This window comes from Streptomyces sp. NPDC024017, assembly GCF_040638895.1.
Taxonomy (GTDB): Bacteria; Actinomycetota; Actinomycetes; order Streptomycetales; family Streptomycetaceae; genus Streptomyces.
Genome location: NZ_JBEZYZ010000016.1, coordinates 108,320 through 125,614, shown reverse-complemented (window position 1 = coordinate 125,614; position 17,295 = coordinate 108,320). Strand labels below are relative to the sequence as shown.

The following is a 17,295-nucleotide window of genomic DNA, read 5'->3' as shown; positions in this document are numbered from 1 at the left end:
GTGCGGCTAAGGACCGTACGGAGGGATCGGGAGGGTGCCTTAATTCCAGCGGGAATGGTCAATCCCATTGTGAGGCGAGCATTTCCCCGAGCTTGCCGAGGCCCTGAACCCAGCCTTCCTCGTGGAGAGCCCGCCGCCGCTCCGTGGCGAAGTCGCCCTGGTCGAGGGTGAGGTGGGACTGTCTGACGTCGGTGTCGTACAGCGACAGCGTCACCACCGTCTCCCGGTCCTCGGGGTCGGGATCCTCCCAGCGGAAGGTGTACGACAGGCCTACCGGGGGATCGACGTCGATGTACTCGCCCACCAGGTAGAACAGCTCGCCTTCCGGTGGCTGCATCGCGATCCGGTAGGCGCCACCGGGGCGGAGGTCGATCTCCACACTCGGGGTGCTGAACCCGTCGGGGCCCCACCAGCGGGCCACTTCCCCGGGGTCGGTCAGCTCTCGGAACACGCGCACGGGCTCATCCGCCAGCTCACACTCCAGATGCAGTCTCAGCTGTACGTCCTGTGTCATCACGCACCACCTGCCACCGAGGGTGCCTGGAATAACCCCTTTATACATTTTAGGCTGGCCGGCCATGGGTCACGATTCCGTAGCGATGAGTTCCGTGGCCGGAGTCGGTCTGTCTCTCAGGAACGCAACCAGGAGGAGCAGCCGATGACCGACACGACCCATACCCCGACCGTGGACCTCGGACCGCAGGCGGCGGTGGTGGCGCGCCTGGCCGCGGGCGTCACCGACGAGCAGCTCGCGGACCCGACGCCGTGCCCGAAGTACGCGGTGCGCAACGTGCTGGCCCACCTGGCCGGGCTCGCCGTCGCCTTCCGCGACGCAGGCCGCAAGGATCTGGGTGTCACGACCGACACCCGCCCGGACTCCACCGTGCCCGAGCTCGGGCACGGCTGGCGCGAGGAACTGCCCAGGGTGCTCGGCGAGATGGCCGAGGCCTGGCGTGATCCTGCCGCGTGGACCGGCATGACCCGCGCCGGGAGCGTCGACCTGCCCGGCGGGATCGCGGGCCTGGTCGCCACCGACGAACTGGTGGTCCACGGCTGGGACCTGGCCCGCGCCACCGGTCAGCGGTACGAGCCCGACCCGGCCGCGCTCCGGGTCTGCCACGACTTCCTCGCGGCGTCCGTCGACGACCCCGGTCGCGGCGCCATTTTCGGGCCCGTCGTCACCGTCGGGCCGGAGGCGTCCCTGCTGGCCCGGGCGGTGGGGCTCAGCGGGCGGGACCCGGAGTGGGCGCCCCAGCCGTAGAAAGCGATTGCTGTTTCTTTGCCCAAAGCATTGACGAAGCCCACGCGCCCTCCTACCGTCATCGCGTCGTACTTCGTACGTCATATATGAGACGCGATACGCGAGATCCGATACGCGATCCACCGAGACGCGAGATCCGAGAGGCGCGCATGACCTCTGTGCCCACGCCGATCCCCTCCCGCACGCAGTACGTGCTGGAGGGGATCAAACACCGCATCCTCACCGGGCAGTTGACGCCGGGGCAGGCGCTGGTCGAGACCGAGCTCGCCGCGCAGTTCGGGGTGTCGAAGACCCCGGTCCGCGAGGCGCTCAAGACCCTCGCCGGAACCGGGCTGGTCGTGATGAACCAGTACAAGGGCGTCACGGTGCGCCTGGTGGACGCGGACATGGCGCGCGAGGTCTACGACGTACGCCTGCTGCTGGAGCCCGAGGCGCTGCGGCGCGCCGTGCATCGCGGGGCCTCCCTGGACGTCGCCCGCGAGGCGCTCACCCGGGCCGACGCCGCCACCGACACCGCCGAACGCTCCCTCGCCAACCGGGAGTTCCACCGCGCCCTGTACCTGCCGTGCGGCAATCCGCTGCTCGGCCGGATGCTCGACGAGGTCCGCGACCAGGCCGCCCTGGTCTCCGCCGTGGCCTGGGCCGCCTCGCCCTCCTGGGAGCGGGAGGCCGGTGAGCACCGGGAGATCCTGCGGCTCGCACTCGAGGGTGACGCCGACGGCGCGGCACGTGCCCTGCACGCCCACATCGCGTCCTTCGTGCAGCGCGCATTCCCCCAGTCAGGACTGGAACAGGAAGGTCAGGAATGAGCAGCGTGGCGTTCGAGACCCAGCGGGCGGCCCTGGCCGACGTGGTGGCGATCCCGGTGACGCCGTTCACCGAGGACGGCTCCGTCGCGCAGGACACCTACCGGGCCCTGCTGCGCCGTCTGCTCGACGGCGGCATCACGACCCTCACCCCGAACGGCAACACCGGCGAGTTCTACGCCCTGACCCCCGAAGAGCGCCGTCTCGTCACGGAGTGGACGATCGACGAGGCCGGGGAGCGGGCCGTCGTCCTGGTCGGCGTCGGGCACGACATCCCGACCGCCGTCGCCTCCGCCCGGCACGCCCGGGAGCTCGGTGCGCAGATGGTGATGGTCCACCAGCCCGTCCACCCCTACGTCTCCCAGGCCGGCTGGGTCGACTACCACCGTGCCATCGCCGAGGCCGTGCCCGAGCTGGGCGTCGTCCCGTACATCCGCAACGCGCAGCTCACCGGTGCCCGGCTCGCCGAACTCGCCGACGCCTGCCCGAACGTCATCGGCGTGAAGTACGCCGTCCCCGACGCGGCCAGGTTCGCCGCGTTCGCCCGGGACGCCGGGCTGGAGCGGTTCGTGTGGGTGGCGGGGCTCGCCGAGCCGTACGCACCCTCCTACTTCTCCGCCGGTGCCACCGGCTTCACCTCGGGGCTGGTGAACGTCGCCCCGGCCGTGTCGCTCAACATGATCGAGGCGCTGCGCTCCGGCGACTACCCGGCCGCGATGAAGGTCTGGGAGCAGATCCGCCGCTTCGAGGAACTGCGCGCCGACAGCGGCTCCGCCAACAACGTCACCGTCGTCAAGGAGGCCCTCGCCTCCCTCGGGCTGTGCCGCCGCGAGGTCCGCCCGCCCAGCAGGCCGCTGCCGGAGAGCGAACGCGCCGAGGTCGCCGCCATCGCCGCCGGGTGGTCGATATGACCGCCGAGAAGCGCCCCGAGGAGCTGCGGAGCCACCAGTGGTACGGCACCGAAGGGCTGCGGACCTTCAGCCACCGCGCCCGTACCCGCCAGCTCGGCTACCTGCCCGAGGAGCACCTGGGCAAGCCCGTCATCGCCATCCTCAACACCTGGTCCGACATCAACCCCTGCCACGTCCATCTGCGCGACCGCGCGCAGGCCGTGAAGCGGGGGGTGTGGCAAGCCGGGGGTTTCCCACTGGAGTTCCCGGTCTCCACGCTCAGCGAGACCTTCCAGAAGCCGACCCCGATGCTCTACCGCAACATGCTCGCGATGGAGACGGAGGAGCTGCTGCGGTCGTACCCGGTCGACGGGGCCGTGCTGATGGGCGGCTGTGACAAGTCGACGCCGGCCCTGCTCATGGGCGCCGCGTCCGTCGACCTGCCGGCGGTGTTCGTGCCGGCCGGGCCGATGCTGCCGGGCCACTGGCGCAACGAGGTCCTCGGCTCCGGCACCGACATGTGGAAGTACTGGGACGACAAGCGGGCCGGGGTCATCGGCGACTGCGAGATGCAGGAGCTGGAGAGCGGCCTCGCCCGCTCGCCCGGTCACTGCATGACGATGGGCACGGCCTCCACCCTGACCGCCGCCGCCGAAGCCCTCGGCGTCACCGTCCCGGGCGCCTCCAGCATCCCGGCCGTCGACTCCGGGCACGACCGGATGGCCGCCAAGGCGGGAATGACGATCGTCGAACTGGTCCACAAGGACCGGAAGCTGAGCGACATCCTCACCGCCGACGCCTTCCACGACGCCGTGACGACCGTGCTCGGCCTCGGCGGCTCCACCAACGCCGTGATCCACCTGATCGCCATGGCGGGCCGCGCGGGCGTCCGGCTCACCCTCGACGACTTCGACCGCGTCGCCCGCACGGTCCCGGTCCTGGCCAATGTGCGGCCCGGCGGACAGACGTACCTGATGGAGGACTTCCACTTCGCGGGCGGCCTGCCCGGGTTCCTCTCCCGGATCCCGGACCTGCTCCACCTGGACCGGCCCACCGCCTCGCACGACACCCTGCGCGAGCAGCTCGCCGGCGCGCAGGTCCACAACGACGACGTCATCCGGACCCGGGACAATCCGGTCGCGCGGGAGGGCGGAGTCGCCGTGCTGCGCGGCAACCTCTGCCCGGACGGCGCGGTCATCAAGCACATCGCCGCCGAGCAGCACCTGCTCAAGCACACCGGGCCGGCCGTGGTCTTCGACGACTACAGGACCATGCAGCGCACGATCAACGACCCGGCGCTCGGCATCACCCCCGATCACGTGCTCGTGTTGCGCAACTCCGGCCCCAAGGGCGGTCCGGGCATGCCCGAGTACGGGATGCTGCCGCTGCCCGACTACCTGCTCAAGCAGGGTGTGCGGGACATGGTCCGGATCTCCGACGCCCGGATGAGCGGCACGAGTTACGGCGCGTGCGTGCTGCACGTCGCGCCCGAGTCCTACATCGGCGGACCGCTCGCCCTCGTGCGGACCGGCGACAGCATCACCCTCGACGTCGAGGCGCGCACCCTCCATCTCCACGTCGACGACGAGGAACTTCAGCGGCGCAGGGCGGACTGGACACCGCCGCCCACCCGGTACGAGCGCGGCTACGGCGCGCTCTACAACGAGCAGATCACGCAGGCCGACACCGGCTGCGACTTCGAGTTCCTGGCCCGCCCGGGCACCGTGCAGGACCCCTACGCGGGCTGAACCGGCACGACCCACGCGCCACCGCACCACCCCGGCACCACCTTTGCTCCGCAGCGCGACCCGGCACGACCCTGCCCGGGGAGAAAGCGCTTCCCGCGCACGCACGCACCGACGCACGACGTACTGAGAACGGAGAACAGTCATGGCCCAAGCCGCAGCCGTGGCGAAACCGCCCGCGCCACCCCGGCGGCGCCGGGCCTCCGCCACGCCGCGCAGGCTCCCGTACCTGCTGATCGCGCCGGCCGCCCTGCTGATGCTGGGATTCATCGCCTACCCGGTCATCAGCGTCTTCTACTACAGCCTGCAGAACTACAACCCGACCAAGCCGTGGCGGAACGGCTACGCGGGCTTCGACAACTTCGTCCACGCCTTCACCGAGGACCCCGTCTTCTGGGACACGCTGGTCTTCAGCGCCAAGTGGGTCGTCGTCGAGGTCGGCCTCCAACTGCTGTTCGGCCTCGCCCTCGCCCTGATCGTCAACCAGACCTTCGTGGGCCGGGGCCTGGGACGCGCCCTGGTCTTCTCCCCGTGGGCCGTCTCCGGCGTGCTGACCTCCGCGATCTGGGTGCTGCTCTACAACTCCCAGACGGGCATCACCCGTTACCTCGCGGACATGGGCATCGGCTCCTACGGCACGAGCTGGCTGTCGGACACCTCCACGGTGTTCCCGGCGGCGATCGTGGCCGACCTGTGGCGCGGTGTGCCCTTCTTCGCGATCCTCATCCTCGCCGACCTCCAGTCCGTCTCGAAGGACCTGTACGAGGCCGCCGAGGTCGACGGCGCCAGCCGCATCAAGCAGTTCTGGCACATCACGCTGCCGCATCTGAAGGACGCCATCATCCTGTCCACGCTGCTGCGCGCGGTGTGGGAGTTCAACAACGTCGACCTGCTCTACACCCTGACCGGTGGCGGTCCGGCGGGGGAGACCACCACCCTCCCGCTCTACATCGCCAACACCTCGGTCGACGCCCACAACTTCGGCTACGCGTCCGCCCTGACCACGGTCGCGTTCGTGATCCTGCTCTTCTGCTCGATGGTCTATCTGCGGCTGAGCAAGTTCGGAGGCGACAACAAGTGAGCGTCAAGGAAGCCACCAAGGCGGCGCCCGCTCCCATGCCCGCCACCCCCGAACCGCCGCGGCCCAAGAAGAAGAACCGCGCCTGGGACGAGGCCCCCCGCTGGCAGATCTACCTGCCCCTGGGCATCTACCTGCTCTTCACCCTCGTCCCCTTCTACTGGATCCTGCTCTTCTCGCTGCGCCCGGCCGGCTCGACCTCGCTCGTGCCCTGGCCGATGACCTTCGACCACTTCGAGAAGGTCTGGACGGAGCGCAGCTTCGGCACCTACTTCGCCAACAGCGTGCTCGTCGGCGTCGCCACCCTGCTCATGACGACGCTCGTCGCGCTGGCCGGCGGCTACGCCCTCGCCCGGTTCGACTTCAAGGTCAAGCGGGCGTTCATGCTGGGCCTGCTGTGCTCCCAGTTCGTGCCGGGCGCGCTGCTGCTGGTCCCGCTGTTCGAGATCTTCGCCGAACTGCAGATGATCAACTCGCTCGGCAGTGTCATCCTCGCCGAGACGGTCTTCCAGCTGCCGCTGTCGATGATCCTGATCAGCAACTTCATCAAGAACGTGCCGTACTCCCTGGAGGAGGCGGCCTGGGTCGACGGCTGCAACCGCATGACGGCCTTCCGGATCGTGGTGTTGCCGCTGCTGCGGCCCGGTCTGATCGCCGTCGGCTCGTTCGCCTTCGTCCACTCCTGGAACCACTTCCTGTTCGCCCTGATGTTCCTGAACAACCAGGACAAGCAGACGATCCCCGTCGGCCTCAACAGCCTGATGAGCGCCGACAGCGTCGACCTGGGCGCGCTCGCCGCGGGCGGCATCATCGCGGCCGTCCCGGTGGTGATCGTGTTCGCCTTCATCCAGAAGTGGCTGATCACCGGGTTCAGCGCGGGGGCGGTGAAGGGATGAGGGGCAGGCAACTGGCCGTCGTGGCCGGACTGCTGGGGGTGCTCTGCGTGCCCGCGCACGCCGAGGCCCGGGACATCGGCCGCGACACCCTCCCGGCGCACGACGGCTGGGCCGCCGAGGGAGCGGGCACCACCGGCGGCGCGGCCGCCGACGCCGACCACGTGTACACGGTGACCGACCGCGCCGGGCTCGTCCGCGCCCTCGACGGCGGCAGCGACACCCCGAAGATCATCAGGATCGCCGGGACGATCGACGCCAACACCGACGACGACGGCGACCGGCTGGACTGCGCCGACTACGCCACCGGCGGCTACGGCCTGAAGAAGTACCTCGCCGCCTACGACCCCCGCACCTGGGGTTCCGCCAAGCCCAGCGGACCCCAGGAGGAGGCCCGCCAGGCCTCCGCCGCCCGGCAGGCCGAGCGGGTCGTGCTGCCCGTCGGCTCGAACACCACCCTCGTCGGCCTCGGCGACTCGGCCGTCCTCAAGGGCGCGAGCCTGCAGATCAAGAACGCGGACAACGTCATCATCCGCAACCTCGACGTGCGCGACGCCTACGACTGCTTCCCCGTCTGGCAGCCCAACACCGGTGGCCTCGGCGACTGGAAGACGGCGTACGACAACATCTGGCTGACCGGCGCCACCCATGTGTGGGTGGACCATGTGACCCTGAGCGACAAGGGCCACCCGGACGCGAAGGAACCCACCCACTTCGCCCGCAACTACCTGCGGCACGACGGCCTGCTGGACATCACGGGCGGCTCCGACCTCGTCACCGTGTCCTGGAGCCGCTTCGCCGGCCACGACAAGGCGATGCTCATCGGCAACGGCGACACCGCCACCGGCGACCGCGGCAAGCTCCGTGTCACCCTGCACCACAACGCCTTCGAGTCCGTCGTCCAGCGCGCCCCGCGCGTCCGCTTCGGCCAGGTCCACGTCTACAACAACCGCTACGACATCTCCGGCGACGACTACCGGTACTCGCTCGGCGTCTCCACCGAGTCGAGGATCTACGCGGAGAACAACGCCTTCCACGCGCCCGGCCACGTGGAGGTCGCCGACCTGGTCAAGAGCTGGAACGGCAGCGCCCTGCACCAGAGCGGCACGCTCTTCAACGGCTTCCCCGTCGACCTGCTCGCGATCCACAACGCCTACAACTCGGGCAGTGAGCGCGATCTGACGGCCGACGTCGGCTGGACGCCCACCCTGCACGGGCGGATCGACAGCGCCCAGGTGGCCGACCGAGCCGTGGCACGCGGCGCCGGTGCGGGGAGGATCCCATGACCGGTCGCATGATCGATCCCATGAGCGATCGCCTGAGCACACCCCTGCCCGTCGTCCTCGCCGGAGCCCGCGGTCACGGCCGCTGGCACGTCGAGAACATCCGCCGCCTCCAGCGCCAGGGCGTCGTCCGGCTCGCCGGAGTGTGCGAGCTGACGCCCCTGACCGCGGAGGAACTCGGCGACCTGGGCACCCCCGAGCAGTCCGCCGACTTCGGCGCCCTGCTCGACTCCACCGGCGCCGAGGCCGCGGTCATCTGCACCCCCATCCCGACCCACACCGACCTGGCCCTCACGGCGGCCGAACGCGGAGTACACCTTCTCCTGGAGAAGCCGCCCGCCCCCTCCTACGCCGAGTTCCGCCGCATGGCCGACGGGGTCGCAGCGGCCGGAGTCGTCTGCCAGATCGGCTTCCAGTCGCTGGGCTCGCACGCCCTGCCCGCCGTCCGCCGGCTGGTGGAGGAGGGCGCGATCGGGCAGCTGGTCGGGCTCGGCGGGGCCGGCGCCTGGGTACGCGACGAGGACTACTTCCGTCGGGCGCCCTGGGCGGGCAAGCGGCGGCTGAACGGCGTCGACGTGATCGACGGGGCGCTGACCAACCCCCTCGCCCACGCCGTCGCCACCGCCCTCGCCCTGGGCGGCAGCACCCGCGCCGAGGACGTCACCGGCATCGAGACCGAGCTGCTGCGCGCCAACGCCATCGAGTCCGACGACACCTCCTGCGTCCGGATCACCACCACGCAGGGCCACCCGGTCACCGTCGCCGCGACCCTGTGCGCCGAGCAGGCGGACGAGCCGTATGTGCTGGTGCACGGCAGCAGCGGCCGGATCACCTTCTGGTACAAGCAGGACCGCGTGCTGCTCCAGCGCGCGGGGCACGGCCCGCAGGAGTCCGAGCACGGCCGCACCGACCTGCTGGAGAACCTCGTCGACCACCTCACCACCGGCGCGGACCTGCTCGTCCCGCCGGACGAGACCGGCGCCTTCATGAAGGTCGTGGAGGCCATCCGCACCGCTCCCGACCCGGCGCCGCTGCCGGACACCGCCTGGCACCGGATCCCCGGCGAGAGGCGCCGGGTGGTGCCCGGCATCGACGGACTCGTCGCGGCCGCCGCCGACACCCTCTCCCTCTACTCCGAGCTCGGCGCCCCCTGGGCGCACCTGTCGAACGAGGTGAGCACCCGATGACCAGCAACGACACCGTGGTCCTGCGCGTCGCGGGCCGGCCGGTCGGCCGGTACGTCACCCGGCCCGAGCTGCCCGCACGGCTCTCCCCGCGCCCCTACCTGCATCCCGTCACCACCCTGGCCGGCACGGCCGTGACCGAACTCGCCCCGGCCGACCACGCACACCACCTCGGCGTCGGTGTCGCCGTTCCCGACGTCGAGGGGTTCAACTTCTGGGGCGGGCGCACCTACGTCCGCGACCAGGGCCCGACCGAGCTCGACAACCACGGCTCGCAGCGGCACATCGCGTTCCAGCTGCGCGACCCGGACGGCTTCGTGGAGGAGCTGCGCTGGGTGGCCGCGGGCGGCGAGCTGCTGCGCGAGCGCCGTACGGTCGCGGCCACCGAACTCACCGACCAGGCCTGGGCGCTGGACCTCACGTTCTCCCTCACCAACGTCACCACGGGCCCGCTGTCGATCGGCAGTCCGGCGACCAACGGGCGCCCGGGGGCGGCCTACGGCGGCTTCTTCTGGCGGGCGCGCAAGGAGTCCGCCGCGCCCGAGGTCTTCACGGCCGGGGCCGACGGCGAGGAGGAGATCCACGGCCGCCCCGCCGACTGGCTCGCTCTGCGGGGCGGCACCTGGACGCTGGTCTTCGCCGGAGCCACCGAACAGACCCGCCGCGACCCGTGGTTCGTACGCGGCGAGGAGTACCCGGGCGTCGGCTCCTCCCTGGCGTTCGACGAGCGGCTGCCGGTCCCGCCGGGCGAGACCGTCGTGCGCCGGGTGGTCACCGTCGTCGCCGACGGCCGACTCGACCGGGACGCAGCGGCGGCCCTCGTCCGCAAGGCGGTGAGCCCGTGACCTCCGAGACCTACCGCAACCCGATCCTCGACGCCGACTGGTCCGACCCGGACGTCGTCCGTGTCGGCGACGACTTCTACCTGACCGCCTCCAGCTTCGGCCGGGCCCCCGGACTGCCGCTGCTGCACTCCCGGGACCTGGTCAACTGGACCCTGGTCGGCCACGCGCTCGAACGCCTCGAACCGGCCGCCGAGTTCGAACGGCCCCGGCACGACTGCGGTGTCTGGGCCCCTTCGCTCAGGTATCACGACGAACGCTTCTGGATCTTCTGGGGCGACCCCGACCAGGGCATCTTCCAGGTCAACGCCCCGCAGATCAGGGGCCCGTGGACCCGCCCGCACCTGCTGAAGGAGGGCAAGGGCCTGATCGACCCCTGCCCCCTGTGGGACGACGAGACCGGCGAGGCCTACCTGGTCCACGCCTGGGCCAAGTCCCGCTCCGGCGTCAAGAACCGCCTCACCGGACACCGGATGTACCCCGACGGCACCGGCCTCCTCGACGAGGGCAAGGTGATCGTCGACGGCGACCGCATACCTGGCTGGTTCACCCTCGAAGGCCCCAAGCTCTACCGGCACGACGGCTGGTTCTGGATCCTCGCCCCCGCCGGCGGCGTGGAGACCGGATGGCAGGGCGCCTTCCGCTCCCGCGGCTTCTTCGGGCCGTACGAGGAGCGCATCGTCCTGGAGCAGAAGGACACCGACGTCAACGGGCCCCACCAGGGCGGCTGGGTGCGCACCCCGTCCGGCGAGGACTGGTTCCTGCACTTCCAGCAGCGCGGCGCCTACGGCCGGGTCGTCCACCTCCAGCCGATGCGCTGGGGCGCGGACGGCTGGCCGGTGCTCGGGGACGACGGCGCCCCCGTCGCCGAACACCGCCGCCCCGCGCTGCCGCCGCAGCCGCCCGCCGCGCCCGCCACGGACGACGACTTCCCCGGCGGACGCTTCGGACGGCAGTGGCAGTGGACGGCCAACCCGGGCGACGGCTGGGCCACCCAGCACTCCGGTGACGGGCTGCGGTTGTCCTGCGTCCGTTCCACGGACACGCACGACCTGCGCAAACTCCCGAACCTCCTCACTCAGCGGCTGCCCGGCGCCCCGTCCGCCGTCGAGGTGGAGCTGCGCCTGCACAGTGAGGAGCCGGGAGCCCGGGCCGGGCTCGCGGTCCTCGGGGACGCGTTCAGCTGGATCGGTCTCCAGCGCGGGGCCGACGGCACGGTCCACTTCGTGCACCGGTTCGCCGAGGGGGTCGCCGAGCGGGAGCGCGACGCGGCCCACCCGCGCCTCGCCCCCGGGGGACGCGTCAGGCTCCGCATCGAGATCGGCGCCGGAGCCCGCTGCCGCTTCTCCTACGACCTCGGCGACGGTCCGTGCCCGTCGGGTCCCGTCTTCGCCGCCACCCCCTGGCGCTGGGTCGGCGCCCTGCTCGGCCTCTTCGCCCTCGCGCCCGTCGGGCCGGGACACGCGGGCGCCGCCACGTTCACGCAGTTCCGGATCACCGACTTGTAGCCCGCCGCATCCGTAGCCCTATCTCGCCTGTTGGGAGCCGCAATGACGCACCCCCATAGCAAGCGCTTGCCCAGACCGGGTGTCGCCCTGGCCGCCGTCGCGGCCCTGGTCGCCGCCCTGGGACTGGGCGCGGCCGGGGAGGCGGGAGCCGCCGAACCCGCACCCGCCGGGATGTCCGCACCGGCGGCGGCGCGCTGGACCGACCAGGCCCACGGCTTCGCCTCGCTGGCCGGAGGCACCACGGGCGGGGCCGGCGGCAAGGTCGTCACGGTCACCGACCAGGCGTCGCTGGCGAAGTACGCGGCCGCCGAGGAGCCGTACGTCATCAGGGTGGCGGGGACGGTCGCCGTCCAGCCCTTCGGCTCGGACATCGTCGTCGCCTCGAACAAGACGATCATCGGCGTCGGCGACACCGGTGAGATCGTCCACGGCGAACTGCACCTCAATCCCGGCACGCACAACGTCATCATCCGCAATCTGACGATCCGCGACTCCTACGTCGAGGGCGACTGGGACGGCAAGACCACCGACTTCGACGCCATCCAGATGGACGCCGTCCACCACGTCTGGATCGACCACAACCGCTTCACCCACATGGGCGACGGGCTGCTCGACATACGCAAGGACAGCCAGTATGTGACCGTCTCCTACAACCAGTTCAGCAACCACAACAAGGCGTTCGGGATCGGCTGGACGACCAACGTCCAGACGCAGATCACCATCGACCACAACTGGTTCACGGGCACGAAGCAGCGCAATCCCTCGGCGGACAACTGCGCCTACGCGCACCTCTACAACAACTACATCTCCGCGCAGGTGGCCGATGGCGACCCGGTGTGGACGTACGGGAACTGGTCCCGGGGCCGCAGCAAGATGGTCATCGAGAACAGTTACTACGACAGGGTCCAGCATCCCTACCAGGCCGACGCCACCGCGGAGTTGGTGGAGCGGGGGTCGATCCTGAGGAAGACGAGCGGGCGGACCGACGAGTGGGGTGCCGCCTTCGACCCGCGGGACTTCTACGACTACCGGCTCGACCGGGCCGCCGCGGTCCCCGCCCTGGTGAAGAAGTTCTCCGGTCCGCAGCGCAGGATCGGTGTGACCCTCGCCGTCCCGGGCGCCTACCCGACCGTGCAGGCCGCCGTGGACGCCGTGCCGGACGGCAACGACGTGCCGGTGACGATCGCGGTCGCGCCGGGCACCTACCGGGAGAAGGTGTTCATCCCGGCGACCAAGCCGAAGATCCTGCTCCGGGGGACCGGACACGACCGCTCCGACACCGTCATCGTCCACGACACGCCCGCCGAGTACGGCGGTTCCACGGGCAGCGCCACCGTGCGGATCGCCGCGAACGACGTCACCGCCCGCAACCTCACCTTCAGCAACGACTTCGACGAGGCCGCGGTCGAGCTGAAGGGCGAGCAGGCCCTCGCCATGAAGACGACCGGCGACCGGATCGTCTTCGAGAACACCGCCTTCCTGGGGAACCAGGACACCCTGATGACCGACAGCCCCAAGCTGAACGTGATCAGCCGGGTGTACGTCCGCGACTCGTACATCGAGGGCGACGTCGACTTCGTCTACGGGCGGGCGACGACGGTGATCGAGCGGTCGGTGATCCGGGCCCTGAGCCGCGGCTCGGACTCGAACAACGGCTACATCACGGCGGCTTCGACGTGGAAGGACAACCCCTACGGGTTCCTGATCACCAGGTCGGAGATCGTCAGCGACGCCCCCGCCGGGACCTTCCACCTCGGTCGGCCCTGGCACCCGGGCGGCGAGCCGGACGCGGTGGCCCAGGTGCTGATCCGCGACACCCGGCTGCCCGCCGCGATCAAGGCCTCGCCGTGGACCGATATGAGCGGTTTCTCGTGGAAGGACGCGCGCTTCACGGAGTACCGGAACTACGGCCCGGGCGCATCGGTCACCCCGGACCGTCCGCAGATGAGCGACCGGGACGCGCGCTCCCACACCGTCACCGCCTACCTGGCGGGCGCCGACGGCTGGGCGCCGCACGCCCGCCACTGACCCCTCCACACCCTCAAGTTCCGCTGGATCCAGAAGAAGAGAGCCGACCAATGAAGATCAGCAATCGCACCAGCAGCAGAGGCGGGCGCCGGACCTCGGCCGCCGTCGCCCTGGGGGCCGTGCTCGCGCTGACCGCGACCGCCTGCGGCGACGACGGCAGCGGGGCGGGCGGCGACAAGGGCGCCGACGGAAGCGGCAAGGGCAAGATCGTCTTCTGGGACAACAACGGCGGTGTCCGCACCGAGATCTGGAAGGAGGTCATCGCCGACTTCGAGAAGGCCAACCCCGACATCAAGGTCGAGTACGTCGGGATCGCCTCGACCGAGTACCAGTCCAAGGTCGACACCGCCCTCCAGGGCGGAGGCCTGCCGGACGTCGGCGGCGTGGGCGCGGCGATGCTGGCGGGGTTCGCCGCGCAGGGCGCGCTGGAACCGCTCGACGAGCGGCTCGAGAAGTCGTCGCTGAACGGCAAGCTCAACAAGGACATGGTCGAATCGCTGAAGGCCGCCGGCGGCGGGGACGACAAGCTGTACTCGATCCCGACCTCCGCGAACAACGGTGTGCTGTACTACCGCACCGATCTGTTCAAGAAGGCGGGGCTCGAAGAGCCCACGACGTGGGATCGGTTCTACAAGGCCGCTCAGAAGCTGACGAAATCGGGCAAGAACGAGTTCGGCTACACCATTCGCGGTGGTTCGGGTTCCATCGCCCAGGCGCTGGACGCCATGTACGGGCAGTCCGGCATCACGTCGTTCTGGGACTCCAGTGGTGAGAAGACCACGGTCAACGACCCCAAGAACGTGGCGGCGCTGGAGAAGTACGCGGCGCTGTACAAGAAGGTCACTCCGGCCGCCGACCTCAACAACGACTTCACGAAGATGGTCGCGCAGTGGGACTCCGGCACGATCGGGATGCTGAACCACAATCTCGGGTCGTACCAGGACCATGTGAAGGCGCTCGGGGTCGAGAAGTTCCGGGGCATTCCGCAACCGGTCGGCTCTTCCGGCAAGCGGGTGCAGGTGTCCAACCCGGTGGACGGGCTGGGGCTGTTCAAGAGCGGCAAGAACAAGGACGCCGCCTGGAAGTTCATCGAGTTCGCCACGTCCAAGGCGGAGAACTCCAAGTTCAACGAGGCGGCGGGGCAGGTGCCGTCGAACACGGACGCGGCGAAGGACGCGTGGATTTCGAAGGCCGAGCCCACGAAGCTGGCCGCTGACGCGTTGTCGGACGGGTCGACGACGATTGTGCAGCTGCCGTACTACCTGCCGGACTGGAACACGATTTCCAAGGCGGACAACGAGCCGAACTTCCAGAAGGTCCTGCTGGGGAAGATGAGCGCGAAGGAATTCCTGGACACGATGGCTGAGCAGTTGAACGCCGCGCAGGAGGAGTGGAACCAGCAGAACGGGTAGTTCTGGATTTCGCCGTGGGGCGGCCTGTGGTTCGCAGGCTGCGGGCCGTCCCGTGGCTTGTCGCGCCCACGCGGCGGAGCCGCATATCGATACAGCCCCGCGCCCCTGAGGTAGGACAAACACCGCCCCCTAGATAGGAACTTCGCGTGTCTCTGAGTCGTAGACAGGTTGCTGTAGCCGCGGCCACCGTGCCGTTGGCGTTCTCCATGGCCGGGACCGCTCACGCCACCGGCCGTCGTACGCCCACGCTCTACATCGCCGGTGATTCCACCGCCGCCCAGAAGTACAGGAACGCCGCGCCCGAGACCGGCTGGGGAATGGCTTTCCCCTTCTTTTTGCAGACCTCCCGGCTCGCCGTCTCCAATCACGCCGTGAACGGGCGGAGTTCGAAGAGTTTCGTCGACGAGGGGCGGCTGAAGGGGATTCTCTCCGTGATCCGGCCCGGGGACCTGCTTCTCGTGCAGTTCGCCCACAACGACGAGAAGGCGGAGGACCCCACCCGGTACACCGAGCCCTGGTCGACGTATCAGGAGTATCTGCGGATGTACCTCGACGGCGCCCGGGCCCGTGGGGCGCGGCCGGTGCTCGCCACCTCCGTGGAGCGCCGGCGGTTCGACGCCGCCGGGAAGGCCCTGCCGACGCACGGGGAGTACCCGGCGGCCATGCGGGCCCTCGCCGCCGAGGAGCGGGTCGCGCTGCTCGACGTCCAGGCGCTGTCGCTCGCCCTGTGGCAGCGGCTCGGCGTCGAGGAGACCAAGAAGTACTTCAACTGGACGGCGACCGAGCAGGACAACACGCACTTCAACCCGCCCGGGGCCATCGAGGTGGCCCGGCTCGTGGCGCGGGAGCTGCTGCGTACCCGGGTGCTCGGGCCGCGAGATGTGCGGCGGCTGGACGAGCGGATTCCCGAGTCCTGGATCACCTGGCCGGAGTCCGCCGCGTAACACCCCCCGACGAAGAAGGAAGAGAGCCGCACCATGAACGCACAGAAGTGTCATGATCATGCCATGGCGAGGGCCGCCGTGCTCATCGGCTGCACCGCGCTCGTGCTGTCCCTGAGCGGCACCGGCGCCCAGGCCCAGCCCCGGGACATCGCGCGCCAGACCCTCGGCGCCGGCGACGGATGGGGCTCCCACGGCACCGGCACCACCGGCGGAGCGAGCGCCGACGCGCAGCACGTCTACACCGTCACCACCTGGGAGCAGTTCCGGGCCGCCCTGAAGGACGGCGGGTCCGCGCCCAGGATCATCAAGGTCAAGGGCGTCATCGACGCCGTCTCCCAGGGCTGCGACGCGTTCGCGGCCGCGGGGTACGACTTCCAGAAGTACCTCGCCGCCTACGACCCCGCCGTCTGGGGCCACGACAAGCCGGTCAGCGGTGAACAGGAGGACCTGCGGGCCGCGTCGGCCGCCGCGCAGGACAAGACCATCAAGGCGAGCGTGCCCGCCAACACCACCATCGTGGGCGTGGGCAAGGGCTCCGGGATCCGCGGCGGCAGCCTGCAGATCAGGGGCGTGGACAACGTCATCGTCCGCAACCTCGCCTTCGAGGCCCCGATCGACTGCTTCCCGCAGTGGGACCCGACCGACGACAACAAGACCGGCGCCTGGAACAGCGAGTACGACGGGATCGTGGTGTACGGCTCCACCCACGTGTGGGTCGACCACAACACGCTGACCGACGGCCGCTACCCCGACAGCGCGCTGCCGTCCTACTTCGGCAAGACCTACCAGCAGCACGACGGGCTGCTCGACGTCGTGCGCGGCTCCGACCACGTCACCGTGTCCTGGAACTCGTTCAAGGACCACGACAAGACCATGCTGATCGGCAACAGCGACAGCGCCACCGCCGACGACACGGGGAAGCTGAAGGTCACGCTGCACCACAACCGCTTCGAGGGCATCGTCGAGCGGGCGCCGCGGGTGCGGTTCGGGCAGGTCGACTCGTACAACAACCACTTCGTGGTCACCAAGGGCCAGAAGTGGGGCTACGTCTACGGCATCGGCAAGGAGTCCCGGCTCGTCGCCGAGCACAACGCGTTCACGCTGGCCCAGGGCATCAGCCCGGCGAAGATCCTCAAGAAGTGGAACGAGGCGCCGGTCACCGCGGGTTCCAACCTCGTCAACGGCAAGGCGGTCGACCTGATCGCCGTGCACAACGCGGAGATCCCCGGGGAGACGCTCCAGTCGGGCGCCGGCTGGACGCCGACCCTGCGCGCGGACGTCGACCCGGCGAAGGCCGTCCCGGGCATCGTCGACGCACGGGCGGGCGCCGGCCGCCTCTGCTGACCCGACCAGCCCCGAACCGGCCGGGGCGGCCCGCATCGCACCCCCGCCCCGGGGTGCGCCCGCCCCGGCCACTTCCC

The 17,295-nt window shown here is 70.2% G+C and carries 15 protein-coding genes; 14 read left to right on the top strand and 1 reads right to left on the bottom strand.

Translation table 11 applies throughout. The features are described from left to right. Nucleotides 1–58: 58 nt before the first annotated feature. A complete protein-coding gene (locus AB0G20_RS34935) occupies nucleotides 59–514 on the bottom strand; it encodes an SRPBCC domain-containing protein (RefSeq protein WP_361309591.1) in 456 nt (151 codons plus the stop codon). A 144-nt stretch (nucleotides 515–658) separates the two neighbouring features. Here AB0G20_RS34935 and AB0G20_RS34930 point away from each other — a divergent pair, with 144 nt between their 5' ends. The 14 genes from AB0G20_RS34930 (at nucleotide 659) to AB0G20_RS34865 (ending at nucleotide 17,218) form a co-directional block, all read left to right on the top strand. After that, a complete protein-coding gene (locus tag AB0G20_RS34930) occupies nucleotides 659–1,261 on the top strand; it encodes a TIGR03086 family metal-binding protein (protein ID WP_361309588.1) in 603 nt (200 codons plus the stop codon). Nucleotides 1,262–1,410: 149 nt separating this feature from the next. Continuing rightward, nucleotides 1,411–2,070 carry a GntR family transcriptional regulator gene (locus AB0G20_RS34925; RefSeq protein ID WP_361309585.1) on the top strand — a complete coding sequence of 220 codons (660 nt, stop codon included), beginning with the start codon at nucleotides 1,411–1,413 and terminating at the stop codon, nucleotides 2,068–2,070. Further along, nucleotides 2,067–2,978: a dihydrodipicolinate synthase family protein gene (locus AB0G20_RS34920; protein ID WP_361309583.1), complete on the top strand. Its 912-nt coding sequence runs from the start codon at nucleotides 2,067–2,069 to the stop codon at nucleotides 2,976–2,978. Before AB0G20_RS34925 ends, AB0G20_RS34920 begins: the two co-directional genes overlap by 4 nt. After that, on the top strand, nucleotides 2,975–4,705 hold the full coding sequence (gene araD, locus AB0G20_RS34915) for an L-arabinonate dehydratase (RefSeq protein WP_361309580.1): 1,731 nt from the start codon (nucleotides 2,975–2,977) through the stop codon (nucleotides 4,703–4,705). The genes AB0G20_RS34920 and araD overlap by 4 nt, the downstream gene beginning before the upstream one ends. 142 nt (nucleotides 4,706–4,847) lie before the next feature. Next, the gene (locus AB0G20_RS34910) at nucleotides 4,848–5,783 is read left to right on the top strand and encodes a sugar ABC transporter permease (RefSeq protein WP_361309577.1); all 936 of its coding nucleotides are present in this window, start codon (nucleotides 4,848–4,850) and stop codon (nucleotides 5,781–5,783) included. Then, on the top strand, nucleotides 5,780–6,676 hold the full coding sequence (locus tag AB0G20_RS34905; protein ID WP_361309575.1) for a carbohydrate ABC transporter permease: 897 nt from the start codon (nucleotides 5,780–5,782) through the stop codon (nucleotides 6,674–6,676). Before AB0G20_RS34910 ends, AB0G20_RS34905 begins: the two co-directional genes overlap by 4 nt. Next, a complete protein-coding gene (locus AB0G20_RS34900; protein WP_361309572.1) occupies nucleotides 6,673–7,959 on the top strand; it encodes a pectate lyase in 1,287 nt (428 codons plus the stop codon). Before AB0G20_RS34905 ends, AB0G20_RS34900 begins: the two co-directional genes overlap by 4 nt. Continuing rightward, the gene (locus AB0G20_RS34895) at nucleotides 7,956–9,143 is read left to right on the top strand and encodes a Gfo/Idh/MocA family oxidoreductase (RefSeq protein WP_361309569.1); all 1,188 of its coding nucleotides are present in this window, start codon (nucleotides 7,956–7,958) and stop codon (nucleotides 9,141–9,143) included. Before AB0G20_RS34900 ends, AB0G20_RS34895 begins: the two co-directional genes overlap by 4 nt. Beyond that, nucleotides 9,140–9,985 carry a PmoA family protein gene (locus AB0G20_RS34890; RefSeq protein ID WP_361309567.1) on the top strand — a complete coding sequence of 282 codons (846 nt, stop codon included), beginning with the start codon at nucleotides 9,140–9,142 and terminating at the stop codon, nucleotides 9,983–9,985. Before AB0G20_RS34895 ends, AB0G20_RS34890 begins: the two co-directional genes overlap by 4 nt. Continuing rightward, nucleotides 9,982–11,490 (top strand): family 43 glycosylhydrolase, encoded by a 1,509-nt coding sequence (locus AB0G20_RS34885; protein WP_361309565.1) that lies wholly within the window; start codon nucleotides 9,982–9,984, stop codon nucleotides 11,488–11,490. Before AB0G20_RS34890 ends, AB0G20_RS34885 begins: the two co-directional genes overlap by 4 nt. Nucleotides 11,491–11,532: 42 nt before the next feature. After that, nucleotides 11,533–13,518, top strand: coding sequence for a pectinesterase family protein (locus AB0G20_RS34880; protein ID WP_361309562.1), 1,986 nt, complete (start codon nucleotides 11,533–11,535; stop codon nucleotides 13,516–13,518). 50 nt (nucleotides 13,519–13,568) lie between these two features. Then, the gene (locus tag AB0G20_RS34875; protein ID WP_361309559.1) at nucleotides 13,569–14,930 is read left to right on the top strand and encodes a sugar ABC transporter substrate-binding protein; all 1,362 of its coding nucleotides are present in this window, start codon (nucleotides 13,569–13,571) and stop codon (nucleotides 14,928–14,930) included. 146 nt (nucleotides 14,931–15,076) lie between these two features. Beyond that, nucleotides 15,077–15,874, top strand: a complete 798-nt coding sequence (locus tag AB0G20_RS34870) for a rhamnogalacturonan acetylesterase (protein ID WP_361309557.1) — start codon at nucleotides 15,077–15,079, stop codon at nucleotides 15,872–15,874. Nucleotides 15,875–15,907: 33 nt separating this feature from the next. Beyond that, complete coding sequence (locus AB0G20_RS34865; RefSeq protein WP_361309555.1) at nucleotides 15,908–17,218, top strand: pectate lyase; 1,311 nt, start codon at nucleotides 15,908–15,910, stop codon at nucleotides 17,216–17,218. The last annotated feature ends 77 nt before the right edge of the window (nucleotides 17,219–17,295 follow it).